Source organism: Caulobacter hibisci (genome assembly GCF_016135805.1).
GTDB classification, from domain to species: domain Bacteria; phylum Pseudomonadota; class Alphaproteobacteria; order Caulobacterales; family Caulobacteraceae; genus Caulobacter; species Caulobacter hibisci.
Genome location: NZ_JADWOX010000001.1, coordinates 350,625 through 366,575, shown reverse-complemented (window position 1 = coordinate 366,575; position 15,951 = coordinate 350,625). Strand labels below are relative to the sequence as shown.

At 67.8% G+C, this 15,951-nt stretch carries 11 protein-coding genes and 1 tRNA gene; 4 read left to right on the top strand and 8 right to left on the bottom strand.

Going from position 1 to position 15,951, the window contains the following annotated elements:
- Window position 1 precedes the first annotated feature (1 nt).
- Together I4Q42_RS01845 and I4Q42_RS01840 are read right to left on the bottom strand one after the other, a co-directional pair.
- Window positions 2-364, bottom strand: a complete 363-nt coding sequence (locus I4Q42_RS01845; RefSeq protein WP_198574361.1) for a CZB domain-containing protein — start codon at window positions 362-364, stop codon at window positions 2-4.
- Window positions 365-623: 259 nt separating this feature from the next.
- Complete coding sequence (locus I4Q42_RS01840) at window positions 624-3,626, bottom strand: TonB-dependent receptor domain-containing protein (protein WP_198574360.1); 3,003 nt, start codon at window positions 3,624-3,626, stop codon at window positions 624-626.
- Between the two features lie 226 nt (window positions 3,627-3,852).
- Between I4Q42_RS01840 and I4Q42_RS01835 the strand changes: the two genes are divergently transcribed.
- Both I4Q42_RS01835 and I4Q42_RS01830 read left to right on the top strand, forming a co-directional pair.
- Window positions 3,853-4,059 (top strand): hypothetical protein, encoded by a 207-nt coding sequence (locus I4Q42_RS01835; protein ID WP_198574359.1) that lies wholly within the window; start codon window positions 3,853-3,855, stop codon window positions 4,057-4,059.
- A gap of 122 nt (window positions 4,060-4,181) precedes the next feature.
- Window positions 4,182-5,435: a dicarboxylate/amino acid:cation symporter gene (locus I4Q42_RS01830; protein WP_198574358.1), complete on the top strand. Its 1,254-nt coding sequence runs from the start codon at window positions 4,182-4,184 to the stop codon at window positions 5,433-5,435.
- Window positions 5,436-5,575: 140 nt separating this feature from the next.
- Here the strand turns inward: I4Q42_RS01830 and I4Q42_RS01825 are convergent, their stop codons facing one another.
- From I4Q42_RS01825 to murA, 5 genes are all read right to left on the bottom strand, one after another.
- Entirely contained in the window at window positions 5,576-6,751 is a 1,176-nt protein-coding gene (locus I4Q42_RS01825) for a glycoside hydrolase family 5 protein (protein ID WP_198574357.1), read from the bottom strand.
- A 71-nt stretch (window positions 6,752-6,822) separates the two neighbouring features.
- Window positions 6,823-8,730 (bottom strand): M1 family metallopeptidase, encoded by a 1,908-nt coding sequence (locus tag I4Q42_RS01820; RefSeq protein WP_198574356.1) that lies wholly within the window; start codon window positions 8,728-8,730, stop codon window positions 6,823-6,825.
- A gap of 52 nt (window positions 8,731-8,782) precedes the next feature.
- Complete coding sequence (locus tag I4Q42_RS01815) at window positions 8,783-9,895, bottom strand: hypothetical protein (protein ID WP_198574355.1); 1,113 nt, start codon at window positions 9,893-9,895, stop codon at window positions 8,783-8,785.
- Window positions 9,896-10,233: 338 nt separating this feature from the next.
- Window positions 10,234-10,671, bottom strand: a complete 438-nt coding sequence (locus tag I4Q42_RS01810; RefSeq protein ID WP_198574354.1) for a DUF2948 family protein — start codon at window positions 10,669-10,671, stop codon at window positions 10,234-10,236.
- A gap of 3 nt (window positions 10,672-10,674) precedes the next feature.
- Entirely contained in the window at window positions 10,675-11,964 is a 1,290-nt protein-coding gene (gene murA, locus I4Q42_RS01805; protein ID WP_198574353.1) for a UDP-N-acetylglucosamine 1-carboxyvinyltransferase, read from the bottom strand.
- Window positions 11,965-12,305: 341 nt separating this feature from the next.
- Between murA and I4Q42_RS01800 the strand changes: the two genes are divergently transcribed.
- Both I4Q42_RS01800 and I4Q42_RS01795 read left to right on the top strand, forming a co-directional pair.
- Window positions 12,306-12,380, top strand: a tRNA-Thr gene (locus I4Q42_RS01800).
- A gap of 122 nt (window positions 12,381-12,502) precedes the next feature.
- Window positions 12,503-12,790 carry a hypothetical protein gene (locus tag I4Q42_RS01795; protein ID WP_198574352.1) on the top strand — a complete coding sequence of 96 codons (288 nt, stop codon included), beginning with the start codon at window positions 12,503-12,505 and terminating at the stop codon, window positions 12,788-12,790.
- Window positions 12,791-12,869: 79 nt separating this feature from the next.
- On the opposite strand, the gene I4Q42_RS01790 is transcribed toward I4Q42_RS01795, so the two are convergent.
- Window positions 12,870-15,911 carry a hypothetical protein gene (locus tag I4Q42_RS01790; protein ID WP_198574351.1) on the bottom strand — a complete coding sequence of 1,014 codons (3,042 nt, stop codon included), beginning with the start codon at window positions 15,909-15,911 and terminating at the stop codon, window positions 12,870-12,872.
- Between the last annotated feature and the right edge of the window lie 40 nt (window positions 15,912-15,951).

The window sequence follows — 15,951 nt, the reverse complement described above, 5'->3', positions numbered from 1 at the left end:
CCTACCCCGCCGTCGCCTCGGTGGCGATGCGCATCTTGCGCAGGGCCGAGGCCAGTTCGGTCTTGGCCAGGGCCAGGGTTCCGCCGTTGCGCAGGGACTTGCGGGCGTCGGCGGTCGCGCCGCGATTGATCATGTCGGCGACCTGGCCGGCGGCGCGGTGGAAGTCGCGATGCGCCTCCAGGCAGTGCAGGTGCAGATGGCTGCCCGGCATCCGGCGATGGCCCTCGCCATGCAGCCATTGGCCCGCAGCGCACTGGCGTTCGGCCCGGACCGCGGCCGCATCGACGGTCGCGCCGGCGGCCAGGGCGGTGTCGAGCTCTTCGCAGATGCGATTATGGAAGTGGGTCTGTTCCTGGAAATCCATGGCCGGGCCCCGAATTGATGCAATCGGGCGCGGAATGGCCGCTTTCGGTTACGTCCGTATTGCACTTCCATTGCGGGAGTAATCGGCGCGAGCGGCTCGTACGCCACGCCTGTTCCGTGGACGGATGACAAGCCGCCAGGACGAGAAAAGGGCGCCGGCCCGCCAAAGACCGGCGCCCCGCTTCGCCGCCGCCGGGGGGAGATCGGCGGCGAAGGCCGGGCGCGTCAAAGGGGGCCGACGCGCCCGGGATGTCGAGACGTCAGAACCGCTTGCGGACGCCCAGATAGTAGGCGCGGCCCAGCACGTCGTAGTTCTGGGCGTCGTAGTTGCCCTCGGTGTCGCCCACCTGCGGCGGGGCCTTGTCGAACAGGTTGTTGACGCCGAAGCGCAGGTCGGTGTCCCACGGCAGCTTGACGCGGCCGTTGAGGTCGAAGGCGTTGTAGGCCTCGACGCCGCGCGAGGTGCTGGTCGGGGTGACCACCTTGGCGGAGTTGTCCATCGCCTCGATCCAGCGCCAGCGCAGGCCCAGGCTCGCCGGACCCCAGGTGTAGGTGGTCGAGGTGACCGCCTTCCACTTCGGGTGGGCGGTGCCGGCGGTGCTTTCCACGCCCGTGCCGATGGTGCCGGCATAGTCGTAGGTGGCCGCGCCGGGCAGGCTCTGGATCTTGAACTTGTCGGTGTAGCCGAGGGCGACGTTGACCGACAGCGAGCCGGGGACCTTGTCGAGCAGAGTGTCGGCGAAGTCGAAGCTCCAGTCGACCTGCACGTCGACGCCGGTGGTCTGGAACTGGCCCAGGTTCAGAAGCGGCTGGACGGGGTTGGTCGGCACGCCGCTGGCCGAATTGCGGGTCAGCAGCGAGCAGTAGTAGTTGCTGGGATCATAGCTCGGGTTGGCGCCGCCCGAGTTGAAGCAGAACTGGAAGGCGTTGACGATCGACAGGCTGCCGATCGCGTCCTTCACCTTGATGTCGTACCAGTCGATCGAGGCCGTCAGGCGGCTGAGCAGCGGGGTCTCGAACGGCGAGCGCAGCACGGCGCCGAACGAGTAGGTGTCGGCGGTTTCTTCCTGCAGGTCGGGGTTGCCGCCGGTCAGGGCGAAGACCTGGGCCGTGCCCAGCTGGTAGCTGTCGATGATCGCCGTCGGCACGCCCTGCGCCAGGCAGAGGGTGCGGACCGCCGCGGCGTTGGCGCCGGTGCGGTAGGACGAGCGGACGTCGCAGGGGTCGCCGTTGGTGGTGGTCGACGAGGCCGTGCCGATGGCCACCGAACCCGTCGAGACCGGCGCGTAGAGCTCGCCGACGCTGGGGGCGCGGATGGCGCGGTTGTAGCCGCCGCGCAGGCGCACCGGCTCGATGATCTTCCAGTCGAAGTCGGCCTTGTAGGTCTGCACCCCGCCCACCGAGCTGTAGTCGGAATAGCGGTAACCGAGGTCGAGGTTGAACTCCTCGACGAAGGGCAGGTCCTTGACGATCGGCACCAGCAGCTCGCCGTAGACCTCGTAGGTGTCGACCGAGCCCGAGGCGTCGCGCAGCACGCTGTAGCCGAGGATGTCGCTGGTGCCGTCAGGCTGGTTCAGCTGGCTGTCGGGCTTGAAGGTGTATTCGTTCGAGCGGTAGTCGGTGCCGGCGGCGAACTTCACCGGGCCGGCCGGCAGGTCGAACAGCGTGCCCGAGACGTTCAGTTCGACCATGCGCTGCTCGAGGCTGTTCTGGTTCAGGGTGCGGCGCGACATGTAGCGGGCGCACTCGGCCGACGGGGTCAGGTTGCCGAAGGGATTCCAGCCGCCGGCGCAGTATTCGGTGCCGCCCGTGGGGCTGTTGAGCAGGCGCGAGATGGCGCTGGCGCTGGCCCCGCCGGTCTGCTCGTTATCGAACTTGGCGCGGCTGAACGAGACGTAGCCGTCCCAGGTCCAGTCGCGGAAGCCGGTGTCGCCCGACAGGCCGTTGGTGAACTGGAAGACGTCGTAGCTGTACTTCTGGACGCGCGGACCCAGGATATCGAGCGCCTTGTAGAAGGTGAAGGCGGCGTTCGGGGTCGGACGCGAGGCCAGGATCGCCTTGAAATCGCTGGGGATGAACGGGTTGGTGACCGGTACGGTCAGGCCATAGACGTTCGAGGCCAGGGTCGGGTTGGACACGCCCACCGAGGTGTAGTCGGTGAAGGTGAACTGCGAGAAGAACCGCAGATTGTCGGTCAGATTGTAGTCGACCTTGGCGAAGACGGCGTAGCGGTCGAGGTCCGACTGCATCGAGCTGCCGTTGTAGCCGAAGTTCACCTGCTGCGAGGTGCCGGCGGCGTTGGCGTTGACGATGTAGGCGTTGTCGGTCTGCGGGTCGCGGAAGTTCAGGACCGGCACGCCCGAGGTCGAGAACAGGGTCTGGTCGGTGTTGAAGCCGATCTGGCCGGTGTAGCGGCCGGCGCTGTTGCCGGTCAGGGCGGCGGTGCCGTAGGTCCCCTGGAACAGGCTATTGACCGCGGCCAGGGTCGGCAGGTTGGCGCCGAACAGCACCGTGCCTTGCGGGATGGTCGACAGGCCCGGGGCGCTGGTGCGGAAGATGTAGTAGTCGCGGGCGCTCTGCAGGGCGCGGTCGCGGTTGGTGTAGTCGAACGACAGCACCGCCCGGCCCTTGCCGTCGGCGAAGGACGAGCCGCCGGTCACCGAGAAGCGGAACGACTCCGCGTCGCCCTTTTCCGAGATGCCGTACTGGGTGTCGGCGGTCAGGCCCTCGAAGCTGCGCTTGAGCTTGAAGTTGACGACGCCGGCCGTGGCGTCCGAGCCGTAGGCGGTGGAGGCGCCGCCGGTGATGACCTCGACGTTCTCGATCAGGGCTTCGGGAATGATGTTGAGGTCGACCGAGCCGTCGGGGTTGGACGGCTGCAGGCGGCGGCCGTCGAGCAGGATCAGGGTGCGCTTGGCGCCGAGGCCCCGAAGGCTGGCGTAGGACTGGCCGCCGTTAAGGCCCGTGCTGGTGCTGCCGGTGTTGCCCTGGCCGAACGAGCCGGTGAACTGGGGCATCTGCGACAGGGCCTTTTCGACCGTCACCTGGCCGGTGGCTTCGATGGCCGCCGCGCCGACCGTCTGGATCGGGCTGTTGGCCACATAGTCCTGACGGGCGATGCGCGAGCCGGTGACGACCACGGCCTCGACGGCCTGGGGCTCTTCCGGCGTCGCCTCCTGGGCGTAGGCGCCGTTCGCGCCGATCATCAGCGCGCCCAAGGCGCAGCCGCCGGCCATCATCGCTCGCAAGGTGCTGGATCGCATCGCTTAAGTCCCCTTCGTATCGGTCGCGCCCCTCGCGCTTCCGAACTTCAAGACGCAGCCTGTTGCGGAACCCACATCTTCCCGACGACATTTTGCCGTAAAGCCAAGTCACGGATTGGTAAGGAGAAAATATTTTGCCGTCAGACGTGAGGAAACGTCGCGCACCTGCGTCTTGATAGATGCGGGCCGCTTATGTCGGCCTTCTGAACAGAGCTACGGGACCGTTATGCCGGACGTGATCCAGATCCCCGCCGAACACTTCGAGCGCTTGAAGAGCCGCCTGCCCGCGATCACCCGCGAGCACCTCAACAACGTCTACGGCATCAGCGAGACCACCTGGACCAAGCTGCGCCGAGGCGAGCCGATCAAGCGGGTCACCTGGGAGCGGCTGCTGAGCCGCTACGAGCGCCTGCAGAAGGCCGTCGCGTCCTGACGACCGCGCGGCGGCGTCGAGCCTGAACGGCTGCCGCCACTCACTCTTCCTGAAAATTCACGAGCTTCCGGACGCCTGTGCAAGAGGCGGCTTGCCGGCCGCCTGCGTAGAGGTCCCGCCCGATGAACAAACGCTTCGCCTATCTGATCATCGGCGCGATGGTGCTGGGGGTGCTCGTCGGCTGGGGGTGCAACCAGTTCCTCGACGCGGCGGGCGCCAAGGCGGCGGCCTCGAACCTCGGCTTGATCACCGACATCTTCCTGCGGCTGATCAAGATGATCATCGCCCCGCTGGTGTTCACCACCCTGGTGGCCGGCATCGCCCACATGGAGGACGCCGCCGCGGTCGGCCGGATCGGGGCCAAGACCCTGGGCTGGTTCATCGGCGCCTCGGCCGTGTCGCTGCTGCTGGGCCTCTTGATGGTGCACCTGCTGCAACCGGGCCATGGGCTGCACCTAGTGGAGGCGGCGGTTTCCTCGAAGCCGGCGGCCACCACCGAGGCCTTCACCCTGAAGGGCTTCATCACCCACCTGGTCCCGACCTCGATCTTCGACGCCATGGCCAAGAACGAGATCCTGCAGATCGTGGTGTTCAGCCTGTTCGTCGGCACCGCCGTGGCCGCGCTCGACGACAAGGCCCCGCAGGTGCTGCACCTGGTCGAGCAGTGCGCCCAGATCATGCTGAAGGTCACCGGCTTTGTCATGAAGCTGGCCCCGCTGGCGATCTTCGCGGCCCTGGCCTCGACCATCGCCACCCAGGGCCTGGGCATGCTGGCCACCTACGCCAAGTTCGTGCTGGGCTTCTACGCCACCATGGCCACCCTGTGGGTGCTGCTGTTTGGCGCGGCGTTCCTGATCCTGGGCAAGCGGGCCATCGCCCTGTTCGGGGTGATCCGCGAGCCGGCCCTGCTGGCCTTCTCGACCGCCAGTTCCGAGGCCGCCTACCCCCGCATTCTCGACACCCTGCCCAAGGTGGGGGTGCGCCGCCGCATCGTCTCGTTCGTCCTGCCGCTAGGCTATTCGTTCAATCTCGACGGCTCGATGCTCTACTGCACCTTCGCCACCATGTTCATCCTGCAGGCCCATGGCGTGCACCTGACCATCCAGCAGCAGATCTTCATGCTGCTGCTCTTGATGGTGACCTCCAAGGGCATCGCCGGCGTGCCGCGCGCCTCGCTGGTCGTCATCATGGCCACCCTGACCTATTTCGGCCTGCCCGAGGCCTGGATCGCCCTGGTGCTCGGCGTCGACCACCTGCTCGACATGGGGCGCTCGGCGACCAACGTGGTGGGCAACTCGGTGGCCGCCGCGGTGGTGGCCAAGTGGGAGGGGGAGCTGGAGGATATCCAGCCGGAGGGCGAGGCGGCCACGGCCTGATCAACCGCCCTCATGCCCTATTACCCGAGCATCCCCGCGCAGGCGGGGATCCAAGCTGACTCTCAGGAAGGGCGAGGACTTTCCGGCAGCTCGGCTTGGACCCCCGCCTTCGCGGGGGACTTTCGGGTTAGGGGTGGGGATCAGCGAACGGCCTTCCCCGTCAACGCCTCGACCACTTTGGGATCGGCCCACTTGCCCCAGGTCGGATCCAGCAGGCCGTAGGGCTCCACCGCCCCGACCGTGCGGTTGTACCCGCCCGACTGCGTGCCGTTCAGCGGCCACCAGGCGAAGTCGATGCCGGTGTCCCGCGCATACTTCGCCAAGGCCTGGACGAAGGCGATGCGATCGGGCTTGCAGGGTTGGCCGTCGGGGCCGTTCTGGGTGCAGCCGCCCCACTCGCTCATATAGACCGGCGCGGTCCAGGGCTGGCCGGGGTCGCGGACGAAGCCCCAGCGCTCGTGCGACCGCCGCGCGAAGGCGGCCGGGTCGGACAGTTCCTCGGGCTTGCGGTTCCAGGCGTAGTCGTGGGCCGCGTAGACCAGCTTGCGCGGGACCGACAGGGTGACCAGCTGGTCGCGCACCCCGGCCAGGTTGCTCTGATAGTCGATGCCGCCGACGACGATCAGCAGCTTCGGATTGACGGCCAGCACAGCCTCCGCGCCGCGCATCGAGGCCGCCCGCCAGTCGGTGCGTGGATCGCCGCCGCCCCAGACGGGCTTGAGGCCCAGGGACGGGTCGGGGCGGATCTCGTTGCGCAGCTCGGCGGCGACCACGAACGGGCGGCCCTTGTAGCGGGCCGTCACCGTCTTCCAGTCGGCCAGCCAGGCGCTTTCGGGATAGGCGGGCGTCCACCACAGGCCGTCGCCATGGGCCTCGTCGCAGCACCAGTCGCCGCGGCTGCGATGGTTGTCGAGCACCACCATCAGCCCCTCGCGGCCGAGGGCGTCGACCACCGCGTCGAACACGGCCAAGGCGGTCTTGCCCTTCAGAGTCGGGTTGGCGGCCAGGAAGCGGTCCTCGACCACCGGGTTGCGCTCGACCAGCTCGTTCGACCACGGCAGGCGCACCGAGTTGAAGCCGCCGGCCTTGATGGTCTTCACAATCGCGTCGAGCGGCTGCCTGTCGAGCCCGCCGACCACGAACTCGCCCGACTCCGCGCCGAACCAGTTGACGCTGACCAGCCGGACCTTCGCGCCCCTGGCGTCGACGATGTCGGAGCCGCGCGTCGAAAGCGGATATTTGGGCGCCGCCAGGGCGGGCGTCGCCAGCAGAACGCAGGCCAGGGCGGCCGCGAGGCCTCTAAGGAATGCCGACAAGAAAACGCTCCGCCACCAGCAAGGGGACGGAGCGCATTCATCCTACAATTCTGTAGCGGCGCAAGCGGCCCCTACTTCACCGTCTTGTCGACCGTCTCGCGGGTGACGGCGTGATAGAGCGGCCGGGACTGCGCGTAGATGCGCTTGGCGATCGGCTGGCCCCAGTCGCCCTGGCCCCACAGCGACACGAACAGCGGGGCGACGAACTTGCGGCGGCCCTGGCCGGTCAGGAACAGCTCCAGCGACGACACGGCCGGCTCGTAGCGGTTGGCGATGGCCAGCTGCAGCCAGGCAAAGCGGATCTCGCTATTGCCCTGGGCCGAAAGACCGAACGCCGTATCGACGGAGGCCAGCTGGGCCGGCGTCAGCTTGCGCGGCAGTTGCCCGACGAACCGCACCCGCTCCGAGGTGCCCCAGCCCTTCCAGGCGTCGAGGGGCGCGGGACCGCCGGCCGCGAACGCCTTGGCCTGGGCGTCCACTGGCTCGAAGGCCTTGGACTGGATGTGGACGGCGTTCTCGGGAAGGCCCGGCTGGTAGATCCAGCGCTGGACGTCGATCTTGGCCTCCAGGGCCTTGTCGCCCTTGAACAGGTTGGCGCGCAGGTCGGCGATGAAGCCCTCCGCGGTCTGCGGCTGGAAGGCGTGGCGGTCGAAATAGCCGCGCAGATAGGCGTCCCACTTCGCCCGGCCGACCTCCTTCTCGATGGTTCGCAGGAAGGCCGCGCCCTTCTCGTAGGGGATGTCGGTCATGCCGTCGTCGGGATCGCGGCCGGTCAGGTCGATATGCAGGCGGGTGTCGGGACCGGTCATGCCGCCCGCTTCCTCGATCGCCTCATGCAGGTCGGTCCAGCCCAGGTCGGCCAGCATGGCGGCCGTGTCCTTGCCGTACAGGCTCTCCATGATCCGGTTCTCGAAATAGACCGTGAAGCCCTCGTTGAGCCAGAAGTCGGCCCAGGTGGCGTTTGTCACCAGGTTGCCCGACCAGGAGTGGGCCAGCTCGTGCGCCACCAGGCTGACCAGCGAGCGGTCGCCGGCGATGATGGTCGGGGTGGCGAAGGTCAGGCGCGGGTTCTCCATGCCGCCGAACGGGAAGGACGGCGGCAGCACCAGCAGGTCGTAGCGGCCCCAGCGATAGGGGCCGTAGAGCGCCTCGGCGGCCTCGACCATCTTCTCGACGTCGGCCAGCTCCCAGGCGGTGGCCTTCATCACCGACGGCTCGGTGTAGACACCGGTGCGCTTGCCCAGCGGCTGGAACGTCAGGTCGCCGATGGCGATGGCGATCAGGTAGGGGGCGACCGGCTTGTCCATCTTGAACCGATAGGCGCGGCCGCCGCCGGCCACGGGCTCGCCGTCGGGGGTCAGCATCTCGGCGCTCATCACCGCCTTCAGGCCTTCGGGCGCGACGATGCGGGCGGTCCAGGTCTGGCGGATCCCGGGGCTGTCCTGGGTGGGGATCCAGGTGCGGTTGAGGGTCGCCTCGCCCTGGCTGAACAGGTAGGGCTTGGCCTTGCCGGCCGTCTGCGAGGGCGACAGCCATTGCAGGGCCGCGCCACCCGGGGCGCTTTCATAGGCGATGACGATGCGCTTGGCGCCGTCCAGCGTCACGGTCAGCGGCGAACCCAGGTGCGGGTCGGCCGCGCCGAGGGTCCACTTCAGCGCCTGGCCCTTGGCGTTGGTGATCGACTTGATCACCAGGCCCTTGCTGTCGAGCACAACCTCTTTCGCGCCGGGTGCGAGCTTCAGGTCGAGGGCGGCCGTGCCGACCATCTTCTTGCCCGCGAAGTCGGCCGTCAGGTCGAGATCGACGTGGGTGACGCGGGCGATCGTGGGCTGGGCGTAGGAGTGGATGTCCTTGGCGTCAGAGCGGGTCGACAGCGGGGCGACCATCGGCTTGGCCTGCGCCAGGGCCGGAACGGCGGCCGCGCCGAGCAGGGCGGCCAGCACGAGGGCGCGCGAGGTGTTCGAGATCAGGCGGGGCATGGGCCATCCGTGGAAGCGGAACGTTTGCCCCCCTTATTCCAGATGCCGGGGCCTACAGATAGTCGAGCAAGCTCATGCCGGTCTTCAAGGTCCCGTCCTCGCCGAACATCGAGGAAAGCTTGGCCGAGAGGGTCTGCAGCGAGATCATCTTGTCGTATAGCGCCGGGGTCCAGCCGACCGCCTCGCGCTCCTCGTCGCTCATCGAGACGTATTGCGACACCAGGGTGCGGCCGAAGGCGGCGCTGTCGCCCGACTGCTGGGCCGACTTCCAGGTCGAGGAGACGCCGTCGCGGTTGCGGGTGCGGACCTCGTCGGCGGCGGCCTTGGCCTCGTGCTCGGAGAACTGGCCGCCCTTGTTCAGGGCGATGGCCGACAGCGAGCGGTCGTCGAAACGTGTGAAGTCGATGGTCCCCGCGTCTGCGTCGGTCGCCATGCCCTCCCCGGTCGCAAGGCTGTACTGCCGGTCCAGGGCGGTGCGGACGTCGGAGACTAGGGCGTCGATGTCGCGCGAGCGGGGATTGGAGACGACGCCGCCGTTCTCCTTCAGCCAGGCGGGGATCGGGTCGTTGGCGACGCCGGTCGGGGCGGTTCCGGGCTTGGCGGTGGCCTGGCGCAGGCCCTCGACCAGGGCGGCCTTCTCGTTCTGCCAGGCCAGGGTCGCCTTCTCCTCGGTCCCGGCGGCCTCGTGGCGGGTCAGGGCGGCCTTGTAGAGGCCAGCATAGTCGCCGGTGACGCGGAGGCTGGCGGCGGGCGCGGCCAGGGCGGCGTCGTCGCCGGCCTTCAGCTGGAGGCTGGCGACCACCTGCTCCTCGATCGGAAAGCTTCCGCCCTGGTTGGACGCCACGGCGTAGAGGGATCGGCGATCGAGGCCGGACACGTCGATGGTCGCCTTGCCGTCCTTCAGGGCGCTGGTCGCCTTGGCGGCCGACAGCAGGGCGTCCAGGCTCTTGCGGGCGTCGGCGACGACGGTGTCGAGGCTTCGGGCGTCCAAGGTGGTGGCGAGGGCCGCCTGGGCCTGCGCCGACAGGGTGACGCTGACGCTGGACGCGGTCGTCTTGGCCACCTCCGCTGCCTTGGCCTGGTCGGCGGCGATGCCCGTCTGGCTGCTCGTCGCTCCGGTATAGGCGTAGGCGGCGGCGTAGCCCTGAGAGCCGATCCTGGTCATCACGCACTCGAAGTCGATTCAACTGCGAGTTAACGTATCAGGTTGGACGCGGTTTGAAATGTTTGGAAATCAGGGAGGTTGGGTGGTTAACGGCCTTTCCCGTGGCATTGGCGCCGTCCCATTTCCCTCTCTCTTAGAGAGAGGGAGGGGCCCATGCGCAGCATGGGAGGGTGAGTGGTTACACCCTCAACCGGCGTGCCGGCACATCGCCTGCAACAGCGCCAAGATCGTCGCCAAGATCGTCCAAGGGCTTCGCCTACCCACTCACCCTCCCACGTCTACGGCGCGGGCCCCTCCCTCTCTCCATGAGAGAGGGGGCGAAGAAAGGGGACCGAACCCTACCCCTCGTGTCCCGGCTTCCTGGGCGTGGCCCAGGGCTCGGACACGTCGGCCAGGGCCGCTTCGACGCAGTCGACGGTGACCCGCAGGTCGCCGCCGCCGGCGAAGGTCAGCAGGATCACGCCGCCCGGAGCTTCCTCGCCCGGCTCGAAGGTGACCGACAGCAGCTCGACCACCGCCTGCTTGGCGTCGCGGCGCAGGTTGCGGGCCTGGACGCCGACGACGTCGCCCAGTTGCAGGGCCGAGCGCACGCGCTCGCCGCCCTGCTTCTTGCCGCCGACTTCCCAGCGGAAGCGGTTGCAGGCCAGGGTCAGGGTGCGGGCGGCCGCGTCCCAGCGTATGTCGCCGATCTTGGCGACGGCGTCCTGCAAGGCGGCCGAGATCACCGGCAGGTCTTCCGGCTCGTGGGCCAGCAGGCGGAGGGGCGCGGCGCTCATCGCTTACAGCTCCGGCTCGCCGTCGCCCTTGATGCGGCGCACCTGGGCTCCGCAGGCGCCGAGCTTCTCTTCCAGCCGCTCGAAGCCGCGGTCGAGGTGGTAGATGCGCGACACCACGGTCTCGCCGCGGGCCACCAGGCCGGCGATCACCAGGCTGACGGAGGCGCGCAGGTCGGTGGCCATCACCTCGGCGCCTTCCAGCTGGGCGACGCCGCGCACGCGGGCCTCGCCGCCGTGCACCGAGATGTCGGCGCCCAGGCGCATCAGCTCGGGGGCGTGCATGAAGCGGTTCTCGAAGATGGTCTCGCGGATGCGGCTCTCGCCGTTCGCCGTGGTCATCAGGGCCATGAACTGGGCCTGCAGGTCGGTGGCGAAGCCAGGGAACGGCGCGGTCTCGAGATCGACGGCGTTGAGGCGCGAGCCGTTGCGCTTGACGATGACGCCGTCCTCGGTGCGGACGACGGTGGCGCCGGCCTCCTCGAGCTTGACCGACAGGCTCTCGATCAGTTCCGGGCGAGCCTTGGTCAGGCGCACTTCACCGCCGGCCATGGCGGCGGCGACGGCGTAGGTGCCCATCTCGATGCGGTCGGGAATGACCGAGTGGCTCGCGCCGTTCAGGCGGGCGACGCCGGTGATGGTGACGGTGGGGGTGCCCGCGCCCTCGACCTTGGCGCCCATGGCGTTCAGGCACTCTTGCAGGTCGACGAGTTCCGGCTCGCAGGCCGCGTTCTTGATCACCGTCACGCCGTCGGCCAGCACGGCGGCCAGCATGGCGTGCTCGGTGGCGCCGACCGAGACGATCGGGAAGACGATCTCGGCGCCCTTCAGACCGCGCGGGGCCTGAGCGTAGACGTAGCCTTCATGCAGGTCGATCTTGGCGCCCAGGGCCTCGATGGCCTGCAGGTGCAGGTCGACCGGGCGCGCGCCGATGGTGCAGCCGCCGGGCAGCGAGACCTTGGCCTGGCCCGAGCGGGCGACCAGCGGGCCCAGCACGTTGAACGAGGCGCGCATCTGGCGCACCAGGTCATAGGGCGCGAAGCCGCTGGTGATCTCCGGCGCGTGCAGCACCGTTTCCTGGCCGTCGGGACCGTCGCTTTCGGTGACGCTGACGCCCAGGCGGGTCAGCAGCTTGCCGAGGAATCGCGTGTCGGCCAGGCGCGGCATGTTGGTCAGCCGCAGCGGCTGATCCGTGAGCAGGCTGGCGGCCATCAGCTTGATGGCAGAGTTCTTGGCGCCGCTGACGGGGATGGTCCCGTTCAGCTGCGCGCCGCCGGTGATGGCGATGCGATCCAATGAAATTCCCTCGAACGCGCGGAAAAGCCGTCTGCCGCGCGGGTCACATGTGAGGTCGCGGTTCTAACGCTTGCAAGGGGGCATGCAAGAGGCCGCGCCGATTCCTATTCCGAAGCCGATTCCGGCTTGGCCGAAGCGCTGGCGGGCGCCTTTCGACGGCGAAGGTTGGTTCGCAGGGCCTGGGCCAGACGCGCCTCGCGTTCGGCTTTTTCCTTGTCCTGGCTTGGGTTTGGCTTCGATGACTGACTCATGTGTCCACAGGTGAATGGCCTGCGACGTTCAGTCAACGCGATTTGGGCTTTGCAATCCCCGAAATCGTTGGCTATACGCCCCTCCTCGTCGCCGCCGTAGCTCAGTGGTAGAGCGCATCCTTGGTAAGGCTGAGGTCGGCAGTTCAATCCTGCCCGGCGGCACCACGGGGACCCCAAGCCAGATAAGGCTTTGGGGTCCCCGCCAATCCTGCGACGAGACTTCCCGAATTGTCAGAAGTTTGCGAAACGTTCCGCGAACACGCTGCCCAGGTTGGGAGATTTGTGGGATGATCGACTCAGGCGTCCCCCTAGCCCACTACCGCCAGCACAAGGCCGACGTGCTGCTCGACTGCGACAACTGCATGCTCAGCCGCTCGATCCCGCTAGAGATCGTCATCGAGCGCCTGAACGCACGCGGCCTGGACGGCGAAAATGTCGGGATCCGCGAGGTGGCGCGCTATACCAAGGGCCCCTGCCCTCGGTGCGGCAAGCGGGCTTGGTCCACCCGCCCCGACTTCCCCGGATGGCCCGGCCAGGACGGCTTGCCTAGGGACTGGGATCGGCGTCAGCGCTGATGGCCGCCCCGCGCCGGCCTTGGAGCCGAAGAAGGTATATCGGGCGGCGACGGTAGCTTCCGACCGTCGAAACCGTCGCCTATGCGACCCTGACGACCCCGTTGCGAACCACGCGTAGCAGCCCCATCGTCCCGCCCTTGGACACCTTGCCCGGCGCGGCGGCGTCGATGCTGAAGGTGTCGCCGAACGCGGTTGACGCGCCGTCGGTGCGGATCAGGTTCTCCAGCGGCTCTTGTCCGGCGATGTGGACGCGCCCGTAGTCGCCCGGGATGATGTCTTCCCAGGCGACGCCAGCGTAACGCCAGGCCGGGTCGGTCGAGGTCATGAGACGGATCGTCCGGTTGTTCTGGTCATAGGCGCAGATGGAGCCCATCGGAATGCCGACCGCCGAAGTGTTCTTCAGCGCCTGCTGCTCGGCGAGGAACTGCGGACGATACCGGGCCGACAGATTGTAGAGGCTGGCGGTCGCGTTGGCGCCCAGGGCGGCGTTGATGATCCCCAGGACCGTCGCGTTGCTCTGGGCGGTGTGGTTGGCGCTGAAGGTGACCACGATCGGCGAGCCGCCATTGACCACGACCGACAGGGTCTTGGAGACGCTGGAGCAGTCGCCGAGGCGCTGTCCAAGTCTCGTGATGATGACGTCCTCATTAGCGCCCACAGCGATACCGGAGACATCGACGGAGCCGTAGGCATAGCCCTTGATCCCGCCGCCGCCGGGCATGGTTGTCGGCTCACCGAAGATCGCGGCGACAGCCGAGCCGGAAACCGCGATCGAGGATCCGCCGGAAGTCGACGCGCTCTCGATCTTCAGCGCCCGCGCCTCGTCGTCGGTGAAGTAGAATGGCGCGTCGACCGGCCCACGCGCCGTAATGGCGAACTCCATCCGCGACGACGGCTGATAGGCCAGCGTTTCCGGGAGCCAGGACGCGCCGCTCACATAGATGTCGCCGCCGTAGCGGTTGCCGTCGAGGTCGACGACCGTGACCAGACCAGCGCCAAGAGCCTGGAGCGCCACGGCGTGGCCGACGTCGTCGGTGGTCTGCAGGTCGCAGCCGTACAGCTCCAGGCGGGCCGTGCGGGTGAAGGCCAGTTGGTTGTGCGCGTAGACCGCCGAGGTCGGCGAGCGGAACGTGCTGTTGCGCGCCCGCAGGGTGCCTCCGCTGGACAGGCCGCCTCCCAAAGCATGCTGCGTCGGCCAGACCGCGTCAGGAGCGCCCAAGTGCTCGATCCAGCAGTTGTCGATCTCGATCAAGCGGTCCTTGAGCACGCCGGAACTGTCGGAGTGCACCGGATAGCGCATGTTCAGCGCCGTCACCTTGACGTTGGCCAGGCGGTTGCGGTTGACCAGGTTGATAGTGGAGTTGCCCTTGATGTCGGCGTCGGGAGCGTCCGAGGCTTGCACGCCCTTCAGCCAGACCCGGTCGCGGTCCACACCCACCAGATCCATGTCATCGGGTAGGAACCACTGAACGTCGGTGTAGACGCCGGCCGCCGTCCTGATCTCGGTCGTGTTGGTGATCCGCTCGCCGATGACGGCTTCCGCCGCCGCCTTCGGGCTGGTGTAGTTTGCTCCGCTCGGCGCGACGGTGACGAAGCTGGGACGCGAGCCGTGCACGATCTGCAACAGAGCGGACGCCAGGGCGCTGCGCGTGGCATAGCCCAGCGCCATGTCCAGATTCTCTTCGGTGAGCGTCTGGGCGTCGCTCGCGCTGCTCACGATCTGGAAGGTCAGGGTGTCGAGCTCGACCCACTCCTCGACGCCAACTGTGCCGCTGACGTTGCTTTGGAAATAGGGTTGAACGCTGAGCAACTCGTCGGGCAGATCAGCCGAGAACTCGATGATATGGCGAGTGCCGTTCTGGGTGTTGCGCACAACCGCAGCGGCCAGGTTCTCGGCCGGATCGCTCAGCGGATCGACCTGAAACACCGGCGTGATGGCGCGGCTGTAGTTGGCCGAGGTGTTGAAGGCGGCCTGAATGCGCAGGGTACGGCCAACCAGCGCCGCGACCTCGGTCGGATCGACCGGCACCACCACTTGCAGGTAGCTGTTAAGGCCGGTCTGCCCCGCAGGAATGGTCCAGCCCCGAGGGCGACCAAGTTCGTCGTAGCGCACGGTGGCGCCGCCGGCCGGATTGGATGCGACCGAGGCGCTGTCCAGAACCGGACCCATGGTCGCGATGAGCGGCGCTAGCCGCTGATCCAGCATCGCATCGGCCGGAGACGTCGCTTTGGCCAGCAGCGAGGCGTCATCGGCGAAGGTGGTCGAGATGACCTGGATGCTATGGGTCGATCCGGCCGCGCCGGCGCCGCTCGGCATCTGGATCGAAACCCCGATCGCCACCTCGTCGCCGATGACGGTGTAGAGGTCTTCCCGGGTCATCACCGTCCCGACCTGGGCGGTACGGTCGACCGAACCTTCGTTGATGTCCTGGGAGCCGTCGGCTCGGAAGACCCGCACGCCCAAGGCGGACGGCGTCTTGATCGTCAGGAAGTCGGCGGTGACTTGGTACTTGGTGATGAGGCGGATGACGTTGCCGACGCGGCGGGCCATGTCGGCGGGCGAAACCGGCATCATGGCGATCAGAGAGCTGTTGGCGCCGGTCTGGCCGCTGGGGATGGTGAAGCCGATGTTTCGGCCCTCGCCGTCCTGGATGGCGGTGGAGCCGTTGGAGAGGCCCAGCAGGATGTTGGCGACCTGGAACTTCTCGCCGGCGGTGATGATAGCCTTGGCGGCTTGCTCACGCGCGGCGGCCGTGGCCGCGTCGGTGGCGTCCTGGATAACCGTTCCAGACAAGGGATAGGCCGTCAGGGTCCACGAACCGGCTCCAGAGCCGCCGGACTTGACGTAGACCCCGATCTTGGCCGGGTCAGGATCGTCGTAAACGACGCCAAGCGTGTTGGCGGCATGAGCCAGATCGGCATAGAGCAGCGCGCGGGTCGAGTAGAAGACCGCATTGCCCAGAATAAGCCCGTCGAGAGCCGAGCTGACGGTCTGATCGATGGTGGCGAACAGGGCGCGGATCTCCGACTTCACCGGATCGTGGTCGCCGCTGGCTGGAACGCCATCGATGTTGTCTTCGCGATACACGCTGGCTCCGAGACTGGAGATGTTGCCGACCATGATGTCTCTCTCTCTGAGCTGCGGCGTCGCCCGACGCTGC

Coding starts and splice junctions, on each gene's coding strand:
- I4Q42_RS01845 (WP_198574361.1), bottom strand. CDS start 364: ATGGATTTCCAGGAACAGACCCACTTCCATAATCGCATCTGCGAAGAG.
- I4Q42_RS01840 (WP_198574360.1), bottom strand. CDS start 3,626: ATGCGATCCAGCACCTTGCGAGCGATGATGGCCGGCGGCTGCGCCTTG.
- I4Q42_RS01835 (WP_198574359.1), top strand. CDS start 3,853: ATGCCGGACGTGATCCAGATCCCCGCCGAACACTTCGAGCGCTTGAAG.
- I4Q42_RS01830 (WP_198574358.1), top strand. CDS start 4,182: ATGAACAAACGCTTCGCCTATCTGATCATCGGCGCGATGGTGCTGGGG.
- I4Q42_RS01820 (WP_198574356.1), bottom strand. CDS start 8,730: ATGCCCCGCCTGATCTCGAACACCTCGCGCGCCCTCGTGCTGGCCGCC.
- I4Q42_RS01815 (WP_198574355.1), bottom strand. CDS start 9,895: ATGACCAGGATCGGCTCTCAGGGCTACGCCGCCGCCTACGCCTATACC.
- I4Q42_RS01810 (WP_198574354.1), bottom strand. CDS start 10,671: ATGAGCGCCGCGCCCCTCCGCCTGCTGGCCCACGAGCCGGAAGACCTG.
- I4Q42_RS01795 (WP_198574352.1), top strand. CDS start 12,503: ATGATCGACTCAGGCGTCCCCCTAGCCCACTACCGCCAGCACAAGGCC.
- I4Q42_RS01790 (WP_198574351.1), bottom strand. CDS start 15,911: ATGGTCGGCAACATCTCCAGTCTCGGAGCCAGCGTGTATCGCGAAGAC.